Below are 19,630 nucleotides of genomic sequence, written 5' to 3' on the forward strand. Positions count from 1 at the left end.
TCTTAGCATTAACTCATCGGGAGAGAGCAACATGGCCAGTCGTGGCGTAAATAAAGTGATTCTTGTCGGGAATCTGGGTCAGGATCCGGAAGTGCGCTACATGCCGAATGGTGGCGCGGTTGCCAACATTACGCTGGCCACGTCGGAGAGCTGGCGTGACAAGCAGACCGGTGAAAACAAAGAGATCACCGAGTGGCACCGCGTCGTGCTGTTTGGCAAGCTGGCGGAAGTCGCCGGCGAATATCTGCATAAAGGTTCTCAGGTCTATATCGAAGGTCAGCTGCGCACGCGTAAGTGGCAGGATCAAGGCGGCCAGGATCGCTACACTACGGAAGTCGTGGTCAACGTGGGCGGCACCATGCAGATGCTAGGCAGCCGTCAGCAGGGCGGCGCTAATGCCGGCGGCGCGCCGATGGGCGGTGGCCAGCAGCAGCCGCAGGGCGGCAACCAGTTCAGCGGTGGCGCGCAGTCGCGTCCGCGTCCGCAGAGCGCGCCGGCCAGCAACAACAACGAGCCGCCGATGGATTTCGACGACGACATCCCGTTCTGATTGTCATCTGTTTAACGCTCGCGTTAAGGCCCCGATTATGGGGCCTTTATTTTGCCTGCGGTTTTAGCCGTGGCGAAGCGTCTGGTCCAGCGGCGGTGCTGGCCGCCGCGCCAGCCAGTCAGCGACGATATTCGCCGTATTAACTACCCGCGGCACATTGCCAGGCAGCGACAAACCCGCCCAGGCCTCATTATGTTGCCCAATCAGTTGCTCCGCGCTGGCGTAAGTGCGGTTCGCCGTGGTGTGCTCATCGCCGGCGACGGTAATGCGATAACCCAAAACGGCGCCGACCTTGATCGTGGTATCGATGCAGTAGTCCGTCGCGCAGCCGCAAATCACAAACTCATTCATGGCCAGCTGCGCAAGCGTCGCGGCCAGCGTCGTCCGCCAGAAGCTGTCGCGGGCGGTTTTGGTCACGTAGAGCGATCCTGCAGGCGGGCGCAGCTCCGGAAGCAGTTCAAACGCCTGGCTGCCGGGCTGCATCTCGCCTTCGAGATGGGTGATGAAGATGGTCCGATCGGCTGCGGCAGCGAGCTGATTGATGCGCGCGGTACGACCGGCCCGATCGAAGCGCGGCGTGGCGAACACGCCGTTTTGCATATCCACGACGATAACGACTCGCTGGTTCATCGTGCTTTCTCCTTGCCAAAGGTGTGCCTCAGTTTCACCGCGCCGCCGCGAAATGGCAAAACTGTTTTGCATTTCGCCGGCTATCGCTGGCATGCTGCACCTCTCTCTGGTTAATGAGGCGTCGAGGTGGAAAGCGTTCCGGCTGTTTTTCCCTGTGAGCAAGAGCGCGCGCAGTTTCGCCAGTTTGGCGAACTGCCCGGCGTGGAACTCTACCAGGCGCATATCTCTCGCTATGCTTTCGAGCCGCATACGCATGAGGCCTTCGGCATCGGCACCATCGTGGCCGGCGCACAGCGTTTCCGCTGTCGCGGCGCGCACTACACCGCGCCAGCACAGTCGCTGGTGATGATGAATCCTGATAAGCTGCACACCGGCGAATCGGCGTGCGTGGAGGGCTAGCGCTATCAGATGATCTATATCCAGCCTGAAGCGATGGCGCGACTATCTGCGCGACAATCTTGCCGAGCCGATCGGGCTGGAAGAGCTGGCGGCGCAGGCGGCGCTCTCGCCGTGGCATTTTCTGCGCGCGTTCCGCGCGCACTTTCACGTCACGCCGCACCAGATGCTGATGGCCTATCGGCTGTACGAGGCCAAGCTGCAGCTGGCGCGCGGCACGCCGTCGGCCTGAGCGACCAGGCGCATCTTACTGGCGCCTTTGCGCAGCGTTACGGCATTACGCTAGTACGCTATCAGAAACAGGTGCGCGACGCATAGCGCAATCTGCTACAAGATTTTCCTTCTTGTTTCAGCCACACTTGCCGCCTCACTCTCAATAAAGGAAGAGACAATGTTAGCTGGCGTGCTGTTTGCCCTTGCCGCAGGGCTGATGTAGGGTCTGATTTTCGTCGGGCCGCTGCTGGTGCCGGATTATCCCGGCGCGCTCCAGTCCGCCGGACGCTACGTGGCCTTTGGTTTGATCGCGCTGCCACTTGCCTGGCACGACCGTCGGCGGCTGCGCCAGCTGCTACCTGCCGACTGGCGCGAGGCGCTGAAGCTGTCGCTGGTGGGCAATCTGCTCTATTACACCTTTCTCGCCAGCGTCATTCAGCGCACCGGCGCGCCGGTTTCCACCATGATTATCGGCACCCTGCCAGTGGTGATGGCCATTACCGCCAACCTCTGTTACGGCCATCTTGAAGGGCGTCTGACCTGGCGCAAGCTGATACCGGCGCTGCTGGCGATCGGCGGCGGTCTGGTGTGCGTCAATATCGCTGAGCTGCGCGGGCAGAGCGGCGGAGGCGATATAACGCAGTACCTGAGCGGTATCGCGCTGCCGCTGACGCTGGTGATGTATGGGCTGGTATGCGCCCAGCTCGCCTGGCAGCATCCCGACTTTGCTCTGCCTTTCGGCCCGCAGCCGCATCACTTTCTGCCGCTGATGCTGCTAATTGGCTTGCTCTGCTCCTGGCTGGGCACGCTCTGCTGGAACGCCGCCAGCCAGCGGCTACCGACGGTATTGATGGGGCCGCTTATCGTTTTCGAAACCCTGTCAGGGCTGTTGTGGACGTTTGTCTGGCGGCAAAGCTGGTCGCCATTGTTGACCGCCACCGGCATTTTGTTGCTGATTGTCGGTGTGCTCTGGGCGATGCGTATTAAGCCGCAACCCATTGTCACCTCGATAGAGCATTAATCCTTCCTTCCAGCGACGCCTGCGCACCTGTTTGGCGTCGTTGGTTTCACGCTGTTTTAATAATTATTCGTAGAGCGAAACGGCAAATATCGCCGTTCTTTTGCCAAAGATCATCCAACGTCCGCTGCCCATTAGCGGTAAATAACGATGGCGATCTCATTTTCGCCCTCCTTAAAGCGGATAAAGCACACCGGTAACTGGTGATATTATTGCCTTGCGCGGGCTGACAAGAAGCGTTACCAATAAATCTGCGCTGTTAAGATGGCATTAAATTAGTCATTCCCCTGCGTATTTATTTTCTCCCGCTGCGTTTTTATTACCGTTTGGCCCTGAGAATGCTGTTCGATAAACCATCGTTTTTTCCAGAAAAAGCGTAGCCAATAAGATAAATTCCCAATAAATTTTCTGATAAAAGGTTAGCGTCATTCATATTTTCACGGATTATTCTTAGCGACGCAGGCGGCAAAGGGAGGGGAGTGATAAGAAATCATAAAGCATTTTGCCGGGAAGATTCCTGGCTATTCTAAGTCGGTTCGCTCTTACCGCGTTGGTTAAACAATCTTCAGTGGAAGTAAAATTTGCTGGTGCCTATCAATATTACCGCAAAAAACGAAAGTCGTTTCCTTTGGAAACGGATCAGGAATACATGGAACGGAAATTAAAGCCACGAATGGTATGTTAAAGTGTCATCATCTCTTCTGATAAGAACAATCTCAGCGCTAAGTCAAATTAAAGCAGTATTATTTGTTTTCTGAGTCTGACGGATAGTGATAAACGCTACGGCTAATATCCAGCAGGCGGCAGCTGCGGCAGGTGCCGATGTTGAAAGTGCTCTGCAGAAAGTTAACTGCCTGACGCTTTTCGTTAGTGGTAAAGAAGTTCTTCAGGACGTTTTGCAACATCTCCTTGTCTGATTTGAGTAGCTGTAGCTCACGCGTCGGGGTTTGTAGTTTATCCTCTAGTTCCTTGATTTTACGTCCCTTTTCAGAATAAAGACCGGAGAATTTCTTCTTCCAGCCATAGATGGTTGCCTCAGAGATCCCCAGCTCGTCACAAATCTCCCTAATTTTAACTCCTGATTCGGAAGCTTTAATGGCATTTGTGATTTGCTCTTTGCTATATCGTGACTTTCTCATAAATGCTCTCGTACTATATTAATATCTGTCACTGTAAGTAAAGTATTAATGCAGTATTAAAGTTCGCAATTAGAATTACGTGAGTTAAATTAATAGATTTGGAATAAATATCATTATGGGATAAATCTTATTTTATTCTTATAGGATGGACGCACCTTTCTGGCTAAGGATTTTTGTTATAGATTATTCCCATTCCAAATAAGAAAAATTACTACATACCTTTGATATTTAGCATAAGGTGATTGCTAAAAACGAAGGAAAGTGGCTTGCGAATGGCTGCTGTTTCGCTTGTGAAAACGTTTCCAAATTTGCCGTTCTGAGCCAGATTTAATCAGAATTATCCTGAAAATAATCACCAAGTAGTGTTCTTATTCTCATTTTTCGGGCCAGCCTGGTCTGACATCTTTAATTTACGCCAGGCCCACTGCGCGTTTGTTAATTCGTACAGGGACGTTATACCGATGCGATTGAAGTAAGTAATGCAAAGGATGAGTCAATGAAATTGAGCGTGATGTCTAATGCCGCCTGGATGATGTCCGAAAAGATCGTCTCGGTTTTTGGCGTCATATTTGTGACCTCCTACGTGGCGAAATCATTTGGGCCAAGCGTTTTTGGTCAAATGACATTTTCAACCTCTTTTATTTTCAATGGTACAGACCGTTGCCATCTTCGGTACCGAAACCATCTTGTTTAAACGGATCAGCAAGAACGCGCCGAGAGGGTTGCGCCTGATGAACGTGGCGCGCACGCTGCGCATGATCTTGCTACTGCTGACGGCGGTCCCGGTGATGGCCTGGGTCTGGTTCACCATGTCGGAGAAATTCCTCCCTTTATGCTGGCGTCGTTCGTCGCGTCGGTATTCGTCACCCAGGATACGTTCGGCGTTTACAACAATGCACGCCTCGCTTCCCGGCTCAATACCATGGCGAACTCAGTGGGGATGCTGCTGAGCTTTGCGATCAGCTTCGTCGTCGCCTGGCTGCGCCTCAACCCGATGTGGCTGACGCTCTCGATCGTCGCCGTGACGCTAGTGCCTTACGTTATCAAGCGATACAACTTTTACCGCGAAACCCAGGATATTGCTCCGCTGCAAGAGAAGCGCAGCGCCTAACTGCGTTATCTGATGTATGCTGGTCTGCCGCTTGCCATCTCCAGTATTTTCATCTCTGTTCAGGTTAAGGCCGTGCAGATGTTTTTAGCCGGCATCGCCTCGGCGAGCGACCTTGGGCTGTTTGCGGCGGCCAACACCATTGCGGCTTCGTGGATTTTCATCCCGTGGTGCTCATTACTTCATGCTTCACTGAGATTTTCAGGGAACGCGGCAAAGTGGCCATTAAGCTGGCAGCGCGGCTTAATGGGTATGTCATGGGAGTGTTACTGATGATGCTACTCGTTATTGCGCTGTTCGGCGAAAAAATCATCATCGCTTTATACGGTTCGGAATACACACAGTTAGGAAGTATCATTACGTTGCTGTCAATGGCAACCTGCTTTTCAGCTATGGGCACCTTAGCCTACCGCTACATGGTGAAAGAGGGTGGCTTCAACTACCTGTTGAAGAAAATCATCTACCTGATGGTCATCAGCCTGCCGCTTTCATGGTGGCTGATCCAAGGCTACGGCATTATGGGCGCCGCGTGGAGTGTTTTCGTGTCGGAACTCTTGTCTCTCACCGTAATGAATTACTTCTTCACAAATGGCGTCATTCAAAAGATCCAGGTTTCCTCACTCAACTACGAAACTAAAAAATGAGGTCAGATATGATTAAGTTGAAAGATGAACTCAGAATAAGTGTGCAGTACTTCATTAAGAAGATGCCCTGGGCATACCAGGACCGCATTTACTACTTCCACAAGTTCAAAAAATTACTCAATCTGCGTCAGCCGAAAGTGTTCAACGAGAAGGTGCTGTACCGCAAGTTTGTCTATGGCGACTACCAGATCTAAGGCCGACTCTCCGACAAATATTCGGTGCGCGACTATATCGCCGAGAAGATCGGCAAAGAATACCTGATTCCGCTGGTGCATGAGTTCACCGATCCCGCGACGCTCAACAGCCTGAAATGCTGGAAGAGCACGGTCATCAAGCCGAACCACGCCTCGAGTATGGTGGAGATTCTGCTGGAAGAGCCGGACGCGCGGCGTAAGTAGCAGATCATCAACAGCTGCTATAAGTGGCTGAAAACCGACTTCGCCAACGAGGCGCGCGAGATCCACTATCGCTATATCAAGCCGCGTATTCTAGTCGAGCAGTATATCGGGGAAGGCAAAACAGCGCCGATTGACTATAAATTCCACATGTTCAACAAGCGCGACGGCCGCTTCGAGTATGTGCTGCAGGTGATCTACAACCGTTGCCAGCCGCAGCTGTCGATGAATTTCTACGCCAACAACCTGAGCGAAGCGTTCCATAAAATTCGCGATACCGGGCTCGACGTCAGCAAAATCGCCGCGTCGCTGCAGCATGCGCTCGGCCTGAGCAAAAAGCTGGCCAGCGATTTCGACTATGCGCGCGTCGACTGATATATCCACGATGAGCGCATCTACTTCGGCGAGCTGACCTTTACGCCTGGCGCAGGGCTGGTCATCGGGCTGGATCGAGGATTTAACCAGATGATGGGAGATATGTGGATTCAGGATCGCCGCGGCACGCAGAGACCGGGCGTTTCGGTAACGGATGTCAATATTCCGACCTTGTTGAAAAAATTTTAAATCGACACAGCAATATAAAAAACCCCGCGGAGCGGGGTTCGTTAACAGAATGCGCATCAGGGCATCGGCCAGTCTGGCGGCGTCTGGCTCATCACCTGCATAAAAGTATCTTTGGTAATCAGCATAAAGTTATGCACATTCTCCATGCTCAGCGAAATGCCGAGCAGGCCGGTGACGAACCAGCAGGTCATCCACAGGCCGATGCCACCGCACATAAAAGCCATCACGTGATGGCTGCTCTGGCGGAATTTAATTTTTAACGTGCTGGCAAAAAACATCAAAATTGCGCTGAGCAGTTCCCAACGCATCACAATTAAGCTGGTAGTTATCGTCGCCATCGACTTATGCCTCTGAATCTAAGTGATTATCCCTGACGCTTACTGGACATCACCGGCGACGAAAGAGCCTGTTAGGAAAGGCTTTTTCGTCGACAAAAAAAGGGGGTGGGCAGGAGAATGTGTGACTTGTGTCACGCGATTTGAAATTATAAACAAAATTTGTGCTTGGTACAGTAGAAAAATTTTTATCGAAACAGGTAAGAAAAAAGCGAGGCGGAAAGGTGCGCCCGTCAAGGGCACTGTAAACTTAGCGAATCGGGCAGTATTCGCCGGTGGTGCGCTGGGTAAAGCTGGCCGCCGGTTCGCTACAGTCAAAGCTGACTAGGCGCGGGCGCTGAGCGCTCTGACGGCGCATAAAGTGACGATAGGCGGTCGGCGTTTACGCAAACTGGCGGCGGAACACGTGAGAAAAGGTCTGCTGCGAGTCATAGCCATACTGCATGGCGATATCGAACACCGGACGCTGGATCTGGTGCAGCGCCTCGGCCGCCAGCGTCAGCCGACGTTCGCGAATATAGCCACCCAGCGTCTGTTTCGTCACGATACGGAACATACGCTGCAGGTGCCATTTTGAATAGCCCGATTTCGCCGCTACTTCATCAATCGACAGATTCTTGTCGAGGTTTTGATCGATCCGGTGCGTCAGGGAGTAGGTGATCTCTTCTTGCATCATAATCTTGTCCTTTAGTCCTGAGGGATTCGTTATTTGACGCAGGGGAGTATAATTCCTCAAGTTAACTTGAGGTAAAGTCCCCAATAAAAAAGCTCGCAACTACCCAAAACCGGTGCTGACGCCCGGCGAAGTGGCGCGCCGCAGCGGTGTCCGCGCTGCATTTTTTGAGAGCAAAGGGCTGATCTCCAGTACGCGCAACGGTGGCAACCAGCGGCGCTATAGCCGCGACGTGCTGTGCCGCGTTGCCATTATCAAGATTGCCCAGCGCATCGGCATTCCGCTCGCCACGCTCAGCGACAGCCTGATGCAGATCCCCGCCAACAAGCGCATGTCGATGCAAGAGTGGGACGCACTGACGCAGCACTGGCGCGAGGAGCTAGATAAGCGCATCGAACTCTGACACGTCTGCTCGACGATCTCGACGGCTGCATCGGCTGCCTGTCGATGCTCGACTGCCCGCTGCGCAATTCCGGCGACCGACTGGGGCAGCAGGGCTCGGGGGCGGTGTTGCTCGATCCCGAAAGGGACGAAAAGGGCGAGCTGCCGCGCTGAAGAGGCTGAGCGCTATACTTGCCTTAGGCTCACAACAGGGATTCATTATAATTACTGTCCACCACCTTGAGCAGTCACGCTCGCCCCGCGTGCTGTGGCTGCTGGAAGAGCTGGAGGTGCCGTACCAGATTAAACGGTATCAGAGCGAGGCGTCGATGCTGGCGCCGCATCGTCAGATGATCGAGCAGCAGCTGGCGTCGCAGCCTTGGTTCGCCGGCAAGCGCTTCAGCATCGCCGATATCCAGATGAGCTTTTCGCTGCTGGCGATGCAGTCGCGCGGCGGCCTGACGGATATGTCTTCCACCGCGGCCTGGCTTGCCACCCTTCAGCAGCGCGCTATCGAGCAGGGCGGTGGGGTCGTGCCCGCCAGCTAGCTCGCCCTCTACTCTGCAAGCCGCCTGCCGCACGGCGGTGACGTTGCGTCGCCGCCGCATAACCCCTAAAAAACGCATCGCACGCTTGGTTTTATGCTGAATAAAGGCGAAAAAGCAGTTGAAAATCGGCTGCCAAACGCCAAGTAATCCCCTGCCTTTTATCTGACCGCACTGCGGACAGTTATTCGCCGCGAAGTAATCGTTTGCCTGCCGTCTGGCGCTCCTTGCGCCCGACCAAAAATCAAGGATTGCGCAGGCGGCGACGCAGGGTGTTTCACACAACAAAAATTCTTGAGGTCAACTATGCCATATTAATCACGCTCGTCCGCTGGCAAGCTGGACGCCTGGTTCTCTGTTTCTGCACGCGGCAGCAGCGTTCGGCAGGAAATTCTGGCGGGACTGACCACTTTCCTGGCGATGGTCTACTCCGTTATCGTGGTGCCGGGCATGCTGGGCAAGGCGGGCTTTTCGCCCACAGCTGTCTTTGTCGCCACCAGCCTGGTCGCCAGCGTCAGCTCTATCGTCATGGGGCTGTGGGCCAATCTGCCGCTGGCAATTGGCTGCGCCATCTCCCTGACCGCATTTACCGCCTTCAGCCTGGTGCTGGGCCAGCAGATCAGCGTGCCGGTGGCGCTTGGCGCGGTATTCCTGATGGGGCTGCTCTTTACCTTTATCTCCGTCACCGGCATCCGCGCCCGGATCCTGCGCAATCTGCCGATGGGCGTGGCGCACGGCACCGGCGTTGGCATCGGCCTGTTCCTGCTGCTGATCGCCGCAGACGGCATCGGGCTGGTGGTGAATAATCCCGCTCCCGGCATGCCGGTGGCGCTGGGCCACTTCACCTCGTTCCCGGTCATGATGTCGCTGCTGGGACTGGCGGCGATTTTCGGTCTGGAGAAGCGTCGGGTGTCGGGCGGCATTCTGCTGACCATCATCGCGATTTCCGCGCTCGGGCTGATTTTCGATCCGGCGGTGAAATATCAGGGTCTGTTCGCCTGGCCCAGCCTGCGCGATAGCCAGGGAGAGTCGCTGCTGTTCAGCCTCGACATCATGGGCGCGCTACAGCCGGTGGTACTGCCGAGCTTGCTGGCGCTGGTGATGACCGCGGTTTTCGACGCCACCGGCACCATCCGCGCGGTGGCGGGGCAGGCGAACCTGCTGGATGAAAAGGGGCAGATCATCAACGACGGCCGCGCGCTGACCACCGATTCAGTCAGCAGCCTGTTCGCTGGCCTGGTGGGCGCGTCGCCGGCGGCGGTCTATATCGAGTCGGCCGCGGGCACGGCGGCGGGCGGCAAAACCGGCCTGACGGAGATCGTGGTCGGCCTGCTGTTCCTGGTGATTCTGTTTATGTCGCCGCTGGCTTACCTAGTGCCGGCCTATGCTACCGCGCCCGCGCTGATGTACGTGGGGCTGCTGATGCTGAGCAATGTGGCGAAAATCGACTTCAGCGACTTCGTGGATACGATGTCCGGCCTGCTGACCGCCGTGTTTATCGTGCTCACCTGCAATATCGTGACCGGCATTTATGCTCGGCTTCGCCGTGCTGGTTGTTGGCCGCCTGTTTGCCGGCGAGTGGCGCAGGCTGAATGTTTGCACCGTAGTGATTGCCGCTGCGCTGGTAATTTTTTATGCCGGAGGCTGGGCTATTTAACTGTTTGTCCGGGCGGGCGCCGCCCCGTCCGGAATTTTCTCTTGTTTTCGCCGCGCCGCACGCGTGACTTGCCCCTCTCTGCGAACTTTGCTTTACACTTTAGCGCTCACGATCTTGTTCTCTGTTCTGACTTTACGATTCGCCTAAGGAAAGCATGGAAATCTTTTTTACTATTCTCATTATGACGCTGGTAGTGTCGCTGTCCGGGGTAGCGGCGCGCATTCTCCCGTTTCAGATCCCGCTGCCGCTGGTGCAGATCTTCGCCGGAGCTCTGCTCGCCTGGCCGACCTTCGGCCTGCACGTCGATTTCGATCCCGAACTCTTTCTGGTACTGTTTATCCCGCCGCTACTGTTTGCTGACGGTTGGAAAACGCCGATCAGCGAGTTCCTGCATCACGGCCGGGAAATTATCGGCCTGGCGCTGGTGCTGGTGCTGATTACCGTGGTCGGCATCGGCTACCTGATCTACTGGACGGTGCCGGGCATACCGCTGATCCCCGCCTTCGCGCTGGCGGCGGTGCTGTCGCCAACTGACGCCGTGGCGCTCTCCGGCATCGTCGGCGAAGAACGCATCCCGAAAAAAATTATGTCGATCGTGCAGGGCGAAGCCCTGATGAACGACGCCTCCGGCCTAGTGTCGCTGAAGTTTGCCGTGGCCGTGGCGATGGGTACCATGGTGTTCACTTGGGGCGGCGCTAGCGTCGAGTTCCTTAAGGTAGCCATCGGCGGCCTGATTGCCGGCGTCGCGGTCTGCTGGCTCTACGGCAAATCGCTGCGTCTGCTGAGCCGCTGGAGCTGCGACGATCCGGCGACGCAAACCGTGCTGCTGCTGCTGCTGCCGTTCGCCTCCTATCTGATTGCTGAACATCTCGGCGTCTCCGGCATCCTGGCGGCGGTCGCGGCGGGCATGACCATTACCCGCTCCGGCATTATCCGCCGTGCACCGCTGGCGATTCGCCTGCGCGCCAACAGCGTCTGGCAGATGTTGGAGTTTGTGTTCAACGGCATGGTGTTCCTGATGCTCGGCCTGCAGCTGCCGGACATTATCGGCACCTCGATTGACGCCGCTAACGCCGATCCCAACGTCGAGCTGTGGATGCTGTTCACCGACATTATCCTAGTCTACGGCGCGCTGATGGTGGTGCGTTTCGGTTGGCTATGGATCATGCAACGCTTCAGCAAGCGCGTGCTGAAGAAGCGGCCGCTGGAGTTCGCCAACTACTCGCTGCGCGAGCTGTTGATTGCGACGTTTGCCGGCGTGCGCGGGGCGATTACCCTGGCGGGCGTGCTCTCGATTCCGCTGTTCCTGACCTCCGGCGATCCCTTCCCGGCGCGCTATGAACTGGTGTTTATCGCCACCGGCGTGATCCTGTTTTCGCTGCTGGTGGGCGTCGTGGTGCTGCCGCTGCTGCTGCGCGGCGTGGACGGCATCGATAAGGCTGGACACCGCCGCGAGCTGCAAAACGCCCGCGCGGTGATGGCGAGCGTCGCTATTGAAAGCCTGCATAAAATGGAAGCGCGGCTGGAGAACAGCAGCGAAGAGAACATCGATCCCGAGCTGCTGAAAGAGGTAAGCCTGCGCGTCATCGGCAACCTGCGCCGCCGCGCCGACGGCAAGAGCGACCTGGAGCAGGCGCTGTTCGCGGAGAATCTTGAGCGCCGCTTCCGCCTGACCGCACTGCGCGCCGAGCGCGCCGAGGTCTATCACCTGCGCGCGACGCAGCAGATCTCTGACGAAAGCATGCAGCGTCTGCTGCGCGATCTCGACCTGCTAGAAGCGCTGCTGATCGAGAAAGAAGAGTAAGCCGCGCGTCGCGCCTGGACTGACAGGCCCGGCGCTTTATCCGGCCAGTGTTCGCGGCAGCAGGCGATCCACGCCTGCGCGCTGCGTGACAGATAGCTGCCCTCGCGCCAGATCAGGCCCAGACTCCACTTCAGCTCCTACGCCAGCGGCAGCCACAGCAGCGATTGCTTATCGAGCCGCTCGCAGATCGGCTCCGGCAAAATCGCCAGCCCCATCTCCGCCTGCACCATCGCCGCCAGAAAATCCCACAGCCCGCTGCGCACCGCGATATGCGGCGTCACGCCGAGCCGCTGGAACGCCGTCATCAGCTGGCGATTAAGCGCAAACTCCTCGTTGAAGATCAGCAGCGGATGCGCCGCCAGCTCCGCCAGCGTCACGTGGCTGCGGTCGAGCTACGCCGGCTGGCGCGGCACCAGCACGCAGAGCGGGTGATGCATCAGCGCAGGGTATTCAGCGGCAGCTCGGGGTCGACCGGCAGCGCGGTGAGGGCGATATCCAGCGAGCCAGCCAGCACCGCCTGCTGCACCGTCAGGCCGCCAAACTCGGCAATATTCAGCTCGACGCCGGGGTAGCGGAGGCGAAACACTGAAATCGACCCGGCGATTTGCATGCCGACCATCGGCGGAATGCCGAGGCGCAGCTCGCCGGTTTTCAGCTGATTAATGTCGCCAATCTCCACCCCCAGCTGGTGAAACTCCTGCAGGATCGCCAGCCCGCGCTGATAGACAGCCTGGCCGCTGTCGCTCAGGTGCAGCTATCGCCCGTCGCGCAGCAGCAGCGTGCAGCCCAGCTCCTCTTCCAGCTGACGCACCATTTTGCTGATGGTGGGCTGGGTGATGAAAAGTTTTTGCGCGGTGCGGGTAAAGCTTTGCTGATGCACCACTTCGGTAAAATAGTGCAAGGCGCGCACGTCCATAACTATTCCCTTTTGGCATAATTTGAATAATTTTAATTCATTTTTTTCACCCTCTCTGCAGCGGATTTATACTGGGCACCAGATATTTTGTCGGAGGAAGGAAAAATGGCGTTGGCGCTCAGCCCGCAGCGCGCGGGCAGGGTGCAACGACTCTGGCTGCCGCTGCTGCTCTATATCGGCATGTTTATTGCCAGCGACCGGCTGGTGAGCTGGCTGCATCTGCCGCTGCCCGCCAATATTCGTCGGCATGCTGCTGATGTTGGCGCTGATCGCCACGCGCGTGCTGCCGCTGCGCTGGGTCAAGGCCGGCTCGTGCTGGCTGCTGGCGGAGATACTGCTGTTCTTTATTCCCGCCGTGGTAGCGCGGTGGTGAACTACGGCGATCTGCTGCGCGTCGAGGGCTGGCGCATCTGCGTGGTGATTGCAGTTAGCACATGACTGGTGCTCGCCTCTACCGTGTGCTGGTGGTGGATCGCCGCTAATAAATATGAACTGGCGCGCGCGGTGGGTAAGCAGGGCGGCGATGCGGGATCTGCTCCTGAGCCTGCTCTGCACGGCGGTAACACTGCTGCTGATGCCACTGGTGGCGACGCTGCTGCTGCACGTCTCCTGGCAGGACTATATCGCCGAGAGCGACTGGCTGCTGTGGCTGCTCGGCCCGGCGACGCTGGCGTTCGCCGTGCAGGTGTATGAAAAAATGGCGATTATCCGCCGCCACTGGCTGTCGCTAAGCGCCGGCGAGCTCACCGCCACGCTAGTCGCGGTGTGCAGTTCGGTGTAGCTGGCGCGGCTGCTGACGCTGCCGGAGTCGCTCTAGCGCAGCCTGGCGGTGCGCTTCATCACTACGCCCTTTGCGCTGGCGGCGGCGCAGCCCATCGGCGGCCAGCCGGATCTGGTGGCGCTGTTTGTGGTGATCACCGGCGTGTTTGGTATGGCAATCTGCGATGTGCTGTTTCTGTGCATCGCTATTCAACAGGGTGTGGCGAAACGCGGGATTCGGCGCGGCCTCGAACGGCGCAGGCACGGCGCGCGCTTATCAGCTCGGCGAACAGGAGGGCGTGGTCTCTAGCCTGCTGCTGAGCGGCGCCGCGCAGGCGATTGAAGGCAGCATCGATGTGGGCGAGCATAACACCAATCTGAACATTGGTCTGGGCACCACCTCGCCGGGCCTGTTCCTCAAGGGCAACTGGCTGCGCAGCGATCACGACGGTAGCACCTACGGCCTGGGTCTGGGTTACAACGTCGATATCGGCAGACTGCTTATGGCGCCGACCGCCAAGACCATATCACCCATCCGGAAGATGGCAAAGATGGCTTCGCCATGGCGCTGGGCGGCGGCGCGCAGTACAGCTTCAACAGCATGTGGGGCCTGTACGGCGATACTACTACGCGCCGGAAGGTCTGACCGACCATCTTGACAGCTACCAGGAAGCCGCGGGCGGCCTGAGCTTCACCCCGATTTCGCTGATCAAACTGCGCGTCGGCTATCAGTACATCGAGCTGAACAACAAGGGCAGCCGCAAAGACAACGTGCTGGTCGACGGCCCGTACGTCGGCGCCTCGCTGCGCTTCTGATTCAATCAAGACAAGTGCTGTGCAAGCCGGTTGCATGCGCGACCGGCTTTTTTATTGCCATAACTTCAGGGCTGACGTTTTTTCACCACATTCGGCAGACGCGACTGATGAATAACCGCGATGACCTGTCGTAGGGCTGGTAAAAGACGCCCGGCCAGGTCTCATTGCTGACGTCAATGCCGGCCTGATGATTCGCCAGCATTTGCATCGCCACGCGTATTCCCTGTAAGTAATCTTTTGTGATAACAGTCCCCTATTGCGTTAATGAGTGGGCTTTGATCTCTTTTAAATCCTCTTTCCGTCATCCGTGAGCGTAAACTTTCCCATTACAGATCCTTCATTAGCTTATCAAAGGCAGCCTCGCCGTTGTGCAGCTGCTCATTTTCCGCCTGAGCGATGGCGTGAGCCAGCCTGCTCCTCAGGCTTTCCAGCTTGAATTGCTCATAGGCCGCATACTCTTCGGCGGGAGACAGGCAAAGGCGGTACGGCCATTTTGGGTGATAGTCACGGTTTTGTGCTGCGCTTTGTTCATTAGTTCGCCAAAACGCGTTTTAGCCTGGTTAGCGGTAAGACTCAGCATAGGGATCCCTTAATCGTGCGATTAACGCCTATTTTAGCCTGCACGCAGAAAAAAATGCCAGCGTTCGAAAACGCTGGCGAGAGAGGATACCGGTTAATGCGACTTCCCCTGCGAAATCCCGATGCCGGTCTGCGAGCGGATAAACTGCGCGCGGAAGCGGCCACGCTCCTGCGCGCCCTGCGGCGAATGGTCGGTCACCGAGAAGAACCAGGTGCCGATAAAGGCGATCGCCATGGAAAACAGCGCCGGATACTCATAGGGATAAACCGGCGTGGCGTGGCCCAGCACCTGCACCCAAACGGTCGGGCCGAGGATCATCAGCACCACTGCGGTAATCAGACCCAGCCAGCCGCCGATCATCGCGCCGCGCGTGGTCAGCTTCGACCAGTACATTGACAGCAGAATGATCGGGAAGTTACAGCTGGCGGCGATAGAGAAGGCGAGGCCGACCATAAAGGCGATGTTCTGCTTCTCAAACAGAATGCCCAGCGCAATCGCCACTACCCCCAATACCAGCACGGTGATCTTCGACACGCGCAGCTCTTCGTGCTCGCTCGCCTGACCTTTGCGGATCACACTGGCGTAGAGGTCATGCGACACCGCCGAGGCGCCCGCCAGCGTCAGCCCGGCCACCACCGCCAGAATGGTGGCGAAGGCCACGGCGGAGATAAAACCGAGGAAGGTGCTGCCGCCCACCGCGTTCGCCAGATGCACCGCCGCCATATTGGTGCCGCCGATCAGCGCGCCGCTGGCGTCCTTAAAGGCGGGGTTAGCGCCGACCAGCAGAATCGCGCCGAAGCCGATAATAAAGGTCAGGAAGTAGAAATAGCCCATAAAGCCGGTGGCCCAGAAAACGCTTTTCCGCGCCTCGCGCGCGTCCGCCACGGTAAAGAAGCGCATCAGGATATGCGGCAGCCCGGCGGTGCCGAACATCAGCCCCAGCCCGAGTGACAGTGCCGAAACGGGATCCTTCACCAGCCCGCCCGGCTGCATAATCGCCGCGCCTTTCAGGTGCACAGCCATCGCCAGGGTAAAGAGGTTATTTAAGCTGAAGCCCGTCGCCTTCATCACCATGATCGCCATAAAGCTGGCGCCGAACAGCAGCAGCACCGCCTTGATAATCTGCACCCAGGTGGTGGCCAGCATGCCGCCGAACAGCACGTAGAGCACCATCAGAATGCCCACCAGCACCACGGCGATATGGTAGTCGAGGCCGAACAGCAGCTGGATCAGCTTGCCGGCACCGACCATCTGCGCAATCAGGTAGAGCGCCACCACCACCAGCGAGCCGCAGGCGGAGAGGGTGCGAATCGGTTTCTGCTGCAGACGGTAAGAGGCGACGTCGGCAAAGGTATAGCGACCAAGGTTGCGCAGGCGCTCGGCGATCAGAAACAGAATCAACGGCCAGCCCACCAGGAAGCCGAGTGAGTAGATCAGGCCGTCGTAGCCAGAGGTATAGACCAGCGCGGAGATGCCGAGAAACGAGGCGGCGGACATAAAATCGCCCGCCATCGCCAGCCCGTTCTGAAAGCCGGTGATATTGCCCCCCGCCGTATAGTAGTCACTGCGCGAGCGGGTGCGCTTCGACGCCCAGTAGGTAATGCCCAGCGTGGCGGCGACAAATACCACAAACATGATAATCGCCTGATAGTTCGTGGCCTGCTTCTGCACCGCGCCGGTCAGCGCGTCCGCCAGCGCGGCGCCGGGCAGCGCCGCTGGCAGCCAGAGGGAGAGACGATTCATGATTTTACCTCGCTCAGGATCTGCTTCGTCAGGCGATCGAATTCGCCGTTAGCGCGCCAGACGTAAACGCCTGTCAGCACAAAAGAAATTACAATCAGCCCCACGCCGATAGGAATGCCGCGCGTGACGTTGGTGCCCGCATGCAGCGGTGTGCCGAGCCAGCTAGGGGCGAAGGCGATCAGCAAAATAAAGCCGACGTAGAGCACCAGCATAATTAGCGACAGCACCAGGGCGAACGTCTGGCGTTTGTGCACCAGCTCCTGAAAGCGCGGATGGCGTTCAATCTGCTGATTGAGCGCCTCCTGGGTGGAAAGGGCGTCGTTCATCACAGTTTCTCCAGAGGTTGTGCAGGCGGCAGCCTCACGCCGCTGCGTGAGAAAGGCCCGATTAGGTATTGTTATGTGACTTCAGAAACACACTGCGTAAGGAAAGGGCGGCGGCAAGAAGAGCCTTCCCGGCCGGTAAAGGCGTTTAAGGCATGCGGATCGTCTGCTTCTCCTCTAGCAGTTTGTCTACCACGCCCGGATCGGCCAGAGTCGAGGTATCGCCTAGATTGCTGGTGTCGCCGGCGGCAATCTTGCGCAGAATGCGGCGCATAATCTTGCCGGAGCGGGTTTTCGGCAGCGAATCGGTCCAGTGCAGGATATCGGGCGTGGCGATGGGGCCGATCTCTTTGCGCACCCAGCTGCGCACTTCGCTGTAGAGCTCCGGCGACGGCTCTTCGCCGTGGTTCAGGGTGATATAGGCGTAGATCGCCTGGCCTTTGATGCTGTGCGGGATGCCCACCACCGCCGCCTCGGCGATTTTCGGGTGCGACACCAGCGCGGACTCAATTTCAGCGGTGCCGAGGCGGTGGCCGGAGACGTTGAGCACATCATCGACGCGCCCGGTGATCCAATAGTAGCCATCCTCGTCGCGGCGCGCACCGTCGCCGCTGAAATAGCAGTTTTTAAAGGTCGAGAAGTAGGTCTGCTCGAAGCGTTTATGATCGCCGAACAGGGTGCGCGCCTGGCCCGGCCAGGAGTCGGTGATCACCAGATTGCCTTCGGCCACGCCCGCCTGCGGGTTGCCTTCGTTATCCACCAGCGCCGGCTGCACGCCGAAAAAGGGCTTCGTGGCAGAGCCGGCCTTCAGCTCAGTAGCGCCCGGCAGCGGGGCAATCATAAAGCCGCCAGTTTCGGTCTGCCACCAGGTATCGACAATCGGGCAGCGGCCGTCGCCGATCTTGTTGTAGTACCACTCCCAGGCTTCCGGATTAATGGGTTCGCCCACCGATCCCATAATGCGCAGGCTCTGACGGCTGGTGCCCTCAATCGCTTTGTCGCCTTCCGCCATCAGGGCGCGGATCACCGTCGGCGCGGTGTAGAGCAGCGTCACCTTGTGCTTGTCCACCACTTCCGCCATGCGGCTCGGCTTCGGCCAGTTGGGGACTCCCTCAAACATCAGCGTCGTCGCGCCGCAGGCCAGCGGGCCGTAAAGCAGATAGCTGTGGCCGGTCACCCAGCCGACGTCGGCGGTGCACCAGTAGACATCGTCCGGATGGTAGTCGAAGACATATTTGAAGGTGGTGGCTGCATAAACTAGGTAGCCGCCGGTGGTGTGCAGCACCCCTTTGGGATTGCCGGTCGAGCCGGAGGTATAGAGGATAAACAGCGGATCTTCCGCCTGTATTTCGGCGGGTGCGTGCTGCTCGCTGACCTTATCGATCAGCTCGTCCCACCAGAGATCGCGCCCGTCGTGCCAGTCGACGTCGCTGCCGGTGCGCTTCAGCAGCACCACATTTTTCACGCTGTTGACGCTGGGATTGTTCAGCGCGTCGTCAACGTTTTTCTTCAGCGCAATGGTGCGGCCGGCGCGCACCCCTTCGTCAGAGGTGATAATCAGCTTCGCGCTGGAGTCCACCACGCGTCCCGCCACCGCCTCTGGCGAAAAGCCGCCAAAAATCACCGAGTGCACCGCGCCAATGCGCGCGCAGGCGAGCATCGCCACCGCCGCTTCCGGCACCATCGGCATATAGATTGCTACCACGTCGCCCTTTTTCACCCCCAGCGACAGCAGCACGTTGGCAAAGCGGCACACTTGGTTATGCAGCTGGCGGAAGGTGATGGTCTTGCTTTCGCTGGCGTCGTCGCCTTCCCAGATAATGGCGGGATGGTCGCCGCGTGTCGCCAGATGGCGGTCAAGGCAGTTTGCCGCTAGGTTGAGCGTGCCGTCTTCATACCAGCGGATGGTGATATTGCCCGGCGCAAAAGAGCTGTTTTTGACTTTGCTGTAGGGCTTGATCCAGTCGAGGATTTTTCCCTGTTCGCCCCAGAACGCATCCGGGTCGCGGACGGATTGCTGATACATCGTCTGATACTGCTCAGCGGTGATCAGTGCGTTAGCGGCGATACTGGCAGGTATCGAGTGTTTATGTAGTTGGCTCATGGCGGATCTCCTTGAAAATTTTAATAATATGTCAATCAAAGGTTGATTAAAGCCCGTGCCATCGCTTTGTTTCTTTTTTGCGTCTCAGATCACGAGAGCAGATTTGCGCCTCCCAACAGGGCGCAAAGGCCATCACTTTTGCGCGGCCTGTTGCCTGACAGTGTAGGTAAATCGCAGAGAAGATGATGAAAAAATAGGCAAACGCGCCCGGCGACAATTTGCGCAAGCTGCATAGCTATGCGGAAAAAGGCGAGACTATTATTTTTTAGAACAGTAAGTTAGGGTTTTGATAACAAAACAGCATTTTATGCTATAAGAGTGGCTAATCTTTAATCGA

At 57.4% G+C, this 19,630-nt stretch carries 12 protein-coding genes and 10 pseudogenes; 12 read left to right on the forward strand and 10 right to left on the reverse strand.

Features of this window, described 5'->3' with window-relative positions:
* Positions 1 to 31: 31 nt before the first annotated feature.
* Positions 32 to 550 (forward strand): single-stranded DNA-binding protein SSB1, encoded by a 519-nt coding sequence (ssb1, locus tag EIO60_RS00820; protein WP_258575624.1) that lies wholly within the window; start codon positions 32 to 34, stop codon positions 548 to 550.
* A gap of 63 nt (positions 551 to 613) precedes the next feature.
* Here the strand turns inward: ssb1 and EIO60_RS00825 are convergent, their stop codons facing one another.
* Positions 614 to 1,180 carry an isochorismatase family protein gene (locus EIO60_RS00825; RefSeq protein WP_258575625.1) on the reverse strand — a complete coding sequence of 189 codons (567 nt, stop codon included), beginning with the start codon at positions 1,178 to 1,180 and terminating at the stop codon, positions 614 to 616.
* A 126-nt stretch (positions 1,181 to 1,306) separates the two neighbouring features.
* Between EIO60_RS00825 and EIO60_RS00830 the strand changes: the two are divergent.
* Together EIO60_RS00830 and EIO60_RS00835 are read left to right on the forward strand one after the other, a co-directional pair.
* Positions 1,307 to 1,894, forward strand: a pseudogene (locus EIO60_RS00830) (AraC family ligand binding domain-containing protein).
* Positions 1,895 to 2,015: 121 nt separating this feature from the next.
* Positions 2,016 to 2,810 (forward strand): DMT family transporter, encoded by a 795-nt coding sequence (locus tag EIO60_RS00835; RefSeq protein ID WP_258575653.1) that lies wholly within the window; start codon positions 2,016 to 2,018, stop codon positions 2,808 to 2,810.
* A 740-nt stretch (positions 2,811 to 3,550) separates the two neighbouring features.
* On the opposite strand, the gene EIO60_RS00840 is transcribed toward EIO60_RS00835, so the two are convergent.
* The gene (locus tag EIO60_RS00840; RefSeq protein WP_258575626.1) at positions 3,551 to 3,946 is read right to left on the reverse strand and encodes a transposase; all 396 of its coding nucleotides are present in this window, start codon (positions 3,944 to 3,946) and stop codon (positions 3,551 to 3,553) included.
* Between the two features lie 496 nt (positions 3,947 to 4,442).
* Here EIO60_RS00840 and EIO60_RS15980 point away from each other — a divergent pair.
* Together EIO60_RS15980 and EIO60_RS00860 are read left to right on the forward strand one after the other, a co-directional pair.
* Positions 4,443 to 5,698: pseudogene (locus tag EIO60_RS15980) on the forward strand (MATE family efflux transporter).
* An 8-nt stretch (positions 5,699 to 5,706) separates the two neighbouring features.
* A pseudogene (locus EIO60_RS00860) lies at positions 5,707 to 6,657 on the forward strand (ATP-grasp fold amidoligase family protein).
* Positions 6,658 to 6,713: 56 nt separating this feature from the next.
* On the opposite strand, the gene EIO60_RS00865 reads toward EIO60_RS00860, so the two are convergent.
* Positions 6,714 to 6,995, reverse strand: coding sequence for a YjcB family protein (locus EIO60_RS00865; protein ID WP_258575630.1), 282 nt, complete (start codon positions 6,993 to 6,995; stop codon positions 6,714 to 6,716).
* 247 nt (positions 6,996 to 7,242) lie between these two features.
* Positions 7,243 to 7,668, reverse strand: a pseudogene (gene soxS / locus EIO60_RS00870) (superoxide response transcriptional regulator SoxS).
* A gap of 112 nt (positions 7,669 to 7,780) precedes the next feature.
* Here soxS and soxR point away from each other — a divergent pair.
* The 4 genes and pseudogenes from soxR to EIO60_RS00890 all read left to right on the forward strand — a co-directional run bounded on the left by soxR (position 7,781) and on the right by EIO60_RS00890 (position 12,052).
* Positions 7,781 to 8,220, forward strand: a pseudogene (gene soxR, locus EIO60_RS00875) (redox-sensitive transcriptional activator SoxR).
* A 47-nt stretch (positions 8,221 to 8,267) separates the two neighbouring features.
* Positions 8,268 to 8,594, forward strand: a complete 327-nt coding sequence (locus EIO60_RS00880; protein WP_258575654.1) for a glutathione binding-like protein — start codon at positions 8,268 to 8,270, stop codon at positions 8,592 to 8,594.
* 336 nt (positions 8,595 to 8,930) lie between these two features.
* Positions 8,931 to 10,248, forward strand: a pseudogene (locus tag EIO60_RS00885) (NCS2 family permease).
* 154 nt (positions 10,249 to 10,402) lie between these two features.
* A complete protein-coding gene (locus EIO60_RS00890; protein ID WP_258575631.1) occupies positions 10,403 to 12,052 on the forward strand; it encodes a Na+/H+ antiporter in 1,650 nt (549 codons plus the stop codon).
* Between the two features lie 17 nt (positions 12,053 to 12,069).
* Here EIO60_RS00890 and EIO60_RS00895 read toward each other — a convergent pair.
* Positions 12,070 to 12,968 (reverse strand): annotated as a pseudogene (locus EIO60_RS00895) (LysR family transcriptional regulator); the annotation flags it as partial.
* 105 nt (positions 12,969 to 13,073) lie between these two features.
* Here EIO60_RS00895 and EIO60_RS00900 point away from each other — a divergent pair.
* The 3 pseudogenes from EIO60_RS00900 to EIO60_RS00910 form a co-directional block, all read left to right on the forward strand.
* Positions 13,074 to 13,490: pseudogene (locus EIO60_RS00900) on the forward strand (CidA/LrgA family protein); the annotation flags it as partial.
* 1 nt (position 13,491) lies between these two features.
* Positions 13,492 to 14,068, forward strand: a pseudogene (locus EIO60_RS00905) (LrgB family protein); the annotation flags it as partial.
* A pseudogene (locus EIO60_RS00910) lies at positions 14,042 to 14,543 on the forward strand (YfaZ family outer membrane protein). The pseudogenes EIO60_RS00905 and EIO60_RS00910, both read left to right, overlap by 27 nt.
* Before the next feature lie 82 nt (positions 14,544 to 14,625).
* Here EIO60_RS00910 and EIO60_RS00915 read toward each other — a convergent pair.
* The 5 genes from EIO60_RS00915 to acs form a co-directional block, all read right to left on the reverse strand.
* Entirely contained in the window at positions 14,626 to 14,757 is a 132-nt protein-coding gene (locus tag EIO60_RS00915; protein ID WP_258575632.1) for a hypothetical protein, read from the reverse strand.
* A 204-nt stretch (positions 14,758 to 14,961) separates the two neighbouring features.
* The gene (locus EIO60_RS00920) at positions 14,962 to 15,123 is read right to left on the reverse strand and encodes a type II toxin-antitoxin system prevent-host-death family antitoxin (RefSeq protein WP_309484666.1); all 162 of its coding nucleotides are present in this window, start codon (positions 15,121 to 15,123) and stop codon (positions 14,962 to 14,964) included.
* 93 nt (positions 15,124 to 15,216) lie between these two features.
* On the reverse strand, positions 15,217 to 16,866 hold the full coding sequence (locus EIO60_RS00925) for a cation acetate symporter (RefSeq protein WP_258575633.1): 1,650 nt from the start codon (positions 16,864 to 16,866) through the stop codon (positions 15,217 to 15,219).
* Positions 16,863 to 17,192, reverse strand: coding sequence for a DUF485 domain-containing protein (locus tag EIO60_RS00930; protein WP_258575656.1), 330 nt, complete (start codon positions 17,190 to 17,192; stop codon positions 16,863 to 16,865). The genes EIO60_RS00925 and EIO60_RS00930 overlap by 4 nt, the downstream gene beginning before the upstream one ends.
* A 145-nt stretch (positions 17,193 to 17,337) precedes the next feature.
* Entirely contained in the window at positions 17,338 to 19,293 is a 1,956-nt protein-coding gene (gene acs, locus EIO60_RS00935) for an acetate--CoA ligase (protein WP_258575634.1), read from the reverse strand.
* Positions 19,294 to 19,630 lie beyond the last annotated feature (337 nt).

The organism is Candidatus Pantoea persica, assembly GCF_013753875.1.
GTDB classification, from domain to species: domain Bacteria; phylum Pseudomonadota; class Gammaproteobacteria; order Enterobacterales; family Enterobacteriaceae; genus Pantoea; species Pantoea persica.

Coding starts and splice junctions, on each gene's coding strand:
- EIO60_RS00840 (WP_258575626.1), bottom strand. CDS start 3,946: ATGAGAAAGTCACGATATAGCAAAGAGCAAATCACAAATGCCATTAAA.
- EIO60_RS00890 (WP_258575631.1), top strand. CDS start 10,403: ATGGAAATCTTTTTTACTATTCTCATTATGACGCTGGTAGTGTCGCTG.
- EIO60_RS00865 (WP_258575630.1), bottom strand. CDS start 6,995: ATGGCGACGATAACTACCAGCTTAATTGTGATGCGTTGGGAACTGCTC.
- EIO60_RS00825 (WP_258575625.1), bottom strand. CDS start 1,180: ATGAACCAGCGAGTCGTTATCGTCGTGGATATGCAAAACGGCGTGTTC.
- EIO60_RS00930 (WP_258575656.1), bottom strand. CDS start 17,192: ATGAACGACGCCCTTTCCACCCAGGAGGCGCTCAATCAGCAGATTGAA.
- acs (WP_258575634.1), bottom strand. CDS start 19,293: ATGAGCCAACTACATAAACACTCGATACCTGCCAGTATCGCCGCTAAC.
- EIO60_RS00920 (WP_309484666.1), bottom strand. CDS start 15,123: ATGCTGAGTCTTACCGCTAACCAGGCTAAAACGCGTTTTGGCGAACTA.
- EIO60_RS00925 (WP_258575633.1), bottom strand. CDS start 16,866: ATGAATCGTCTCTCCCTCTGGCTGCCAGCGGCGCTGCCCGGCGCCGCG.
- ssb1 (WP_258575624.1), top strand. CDS start 32: ATGGCCAGTCGTGGCGTAAATAAAGTGATTCTTGTCGGGAATCTGGGT.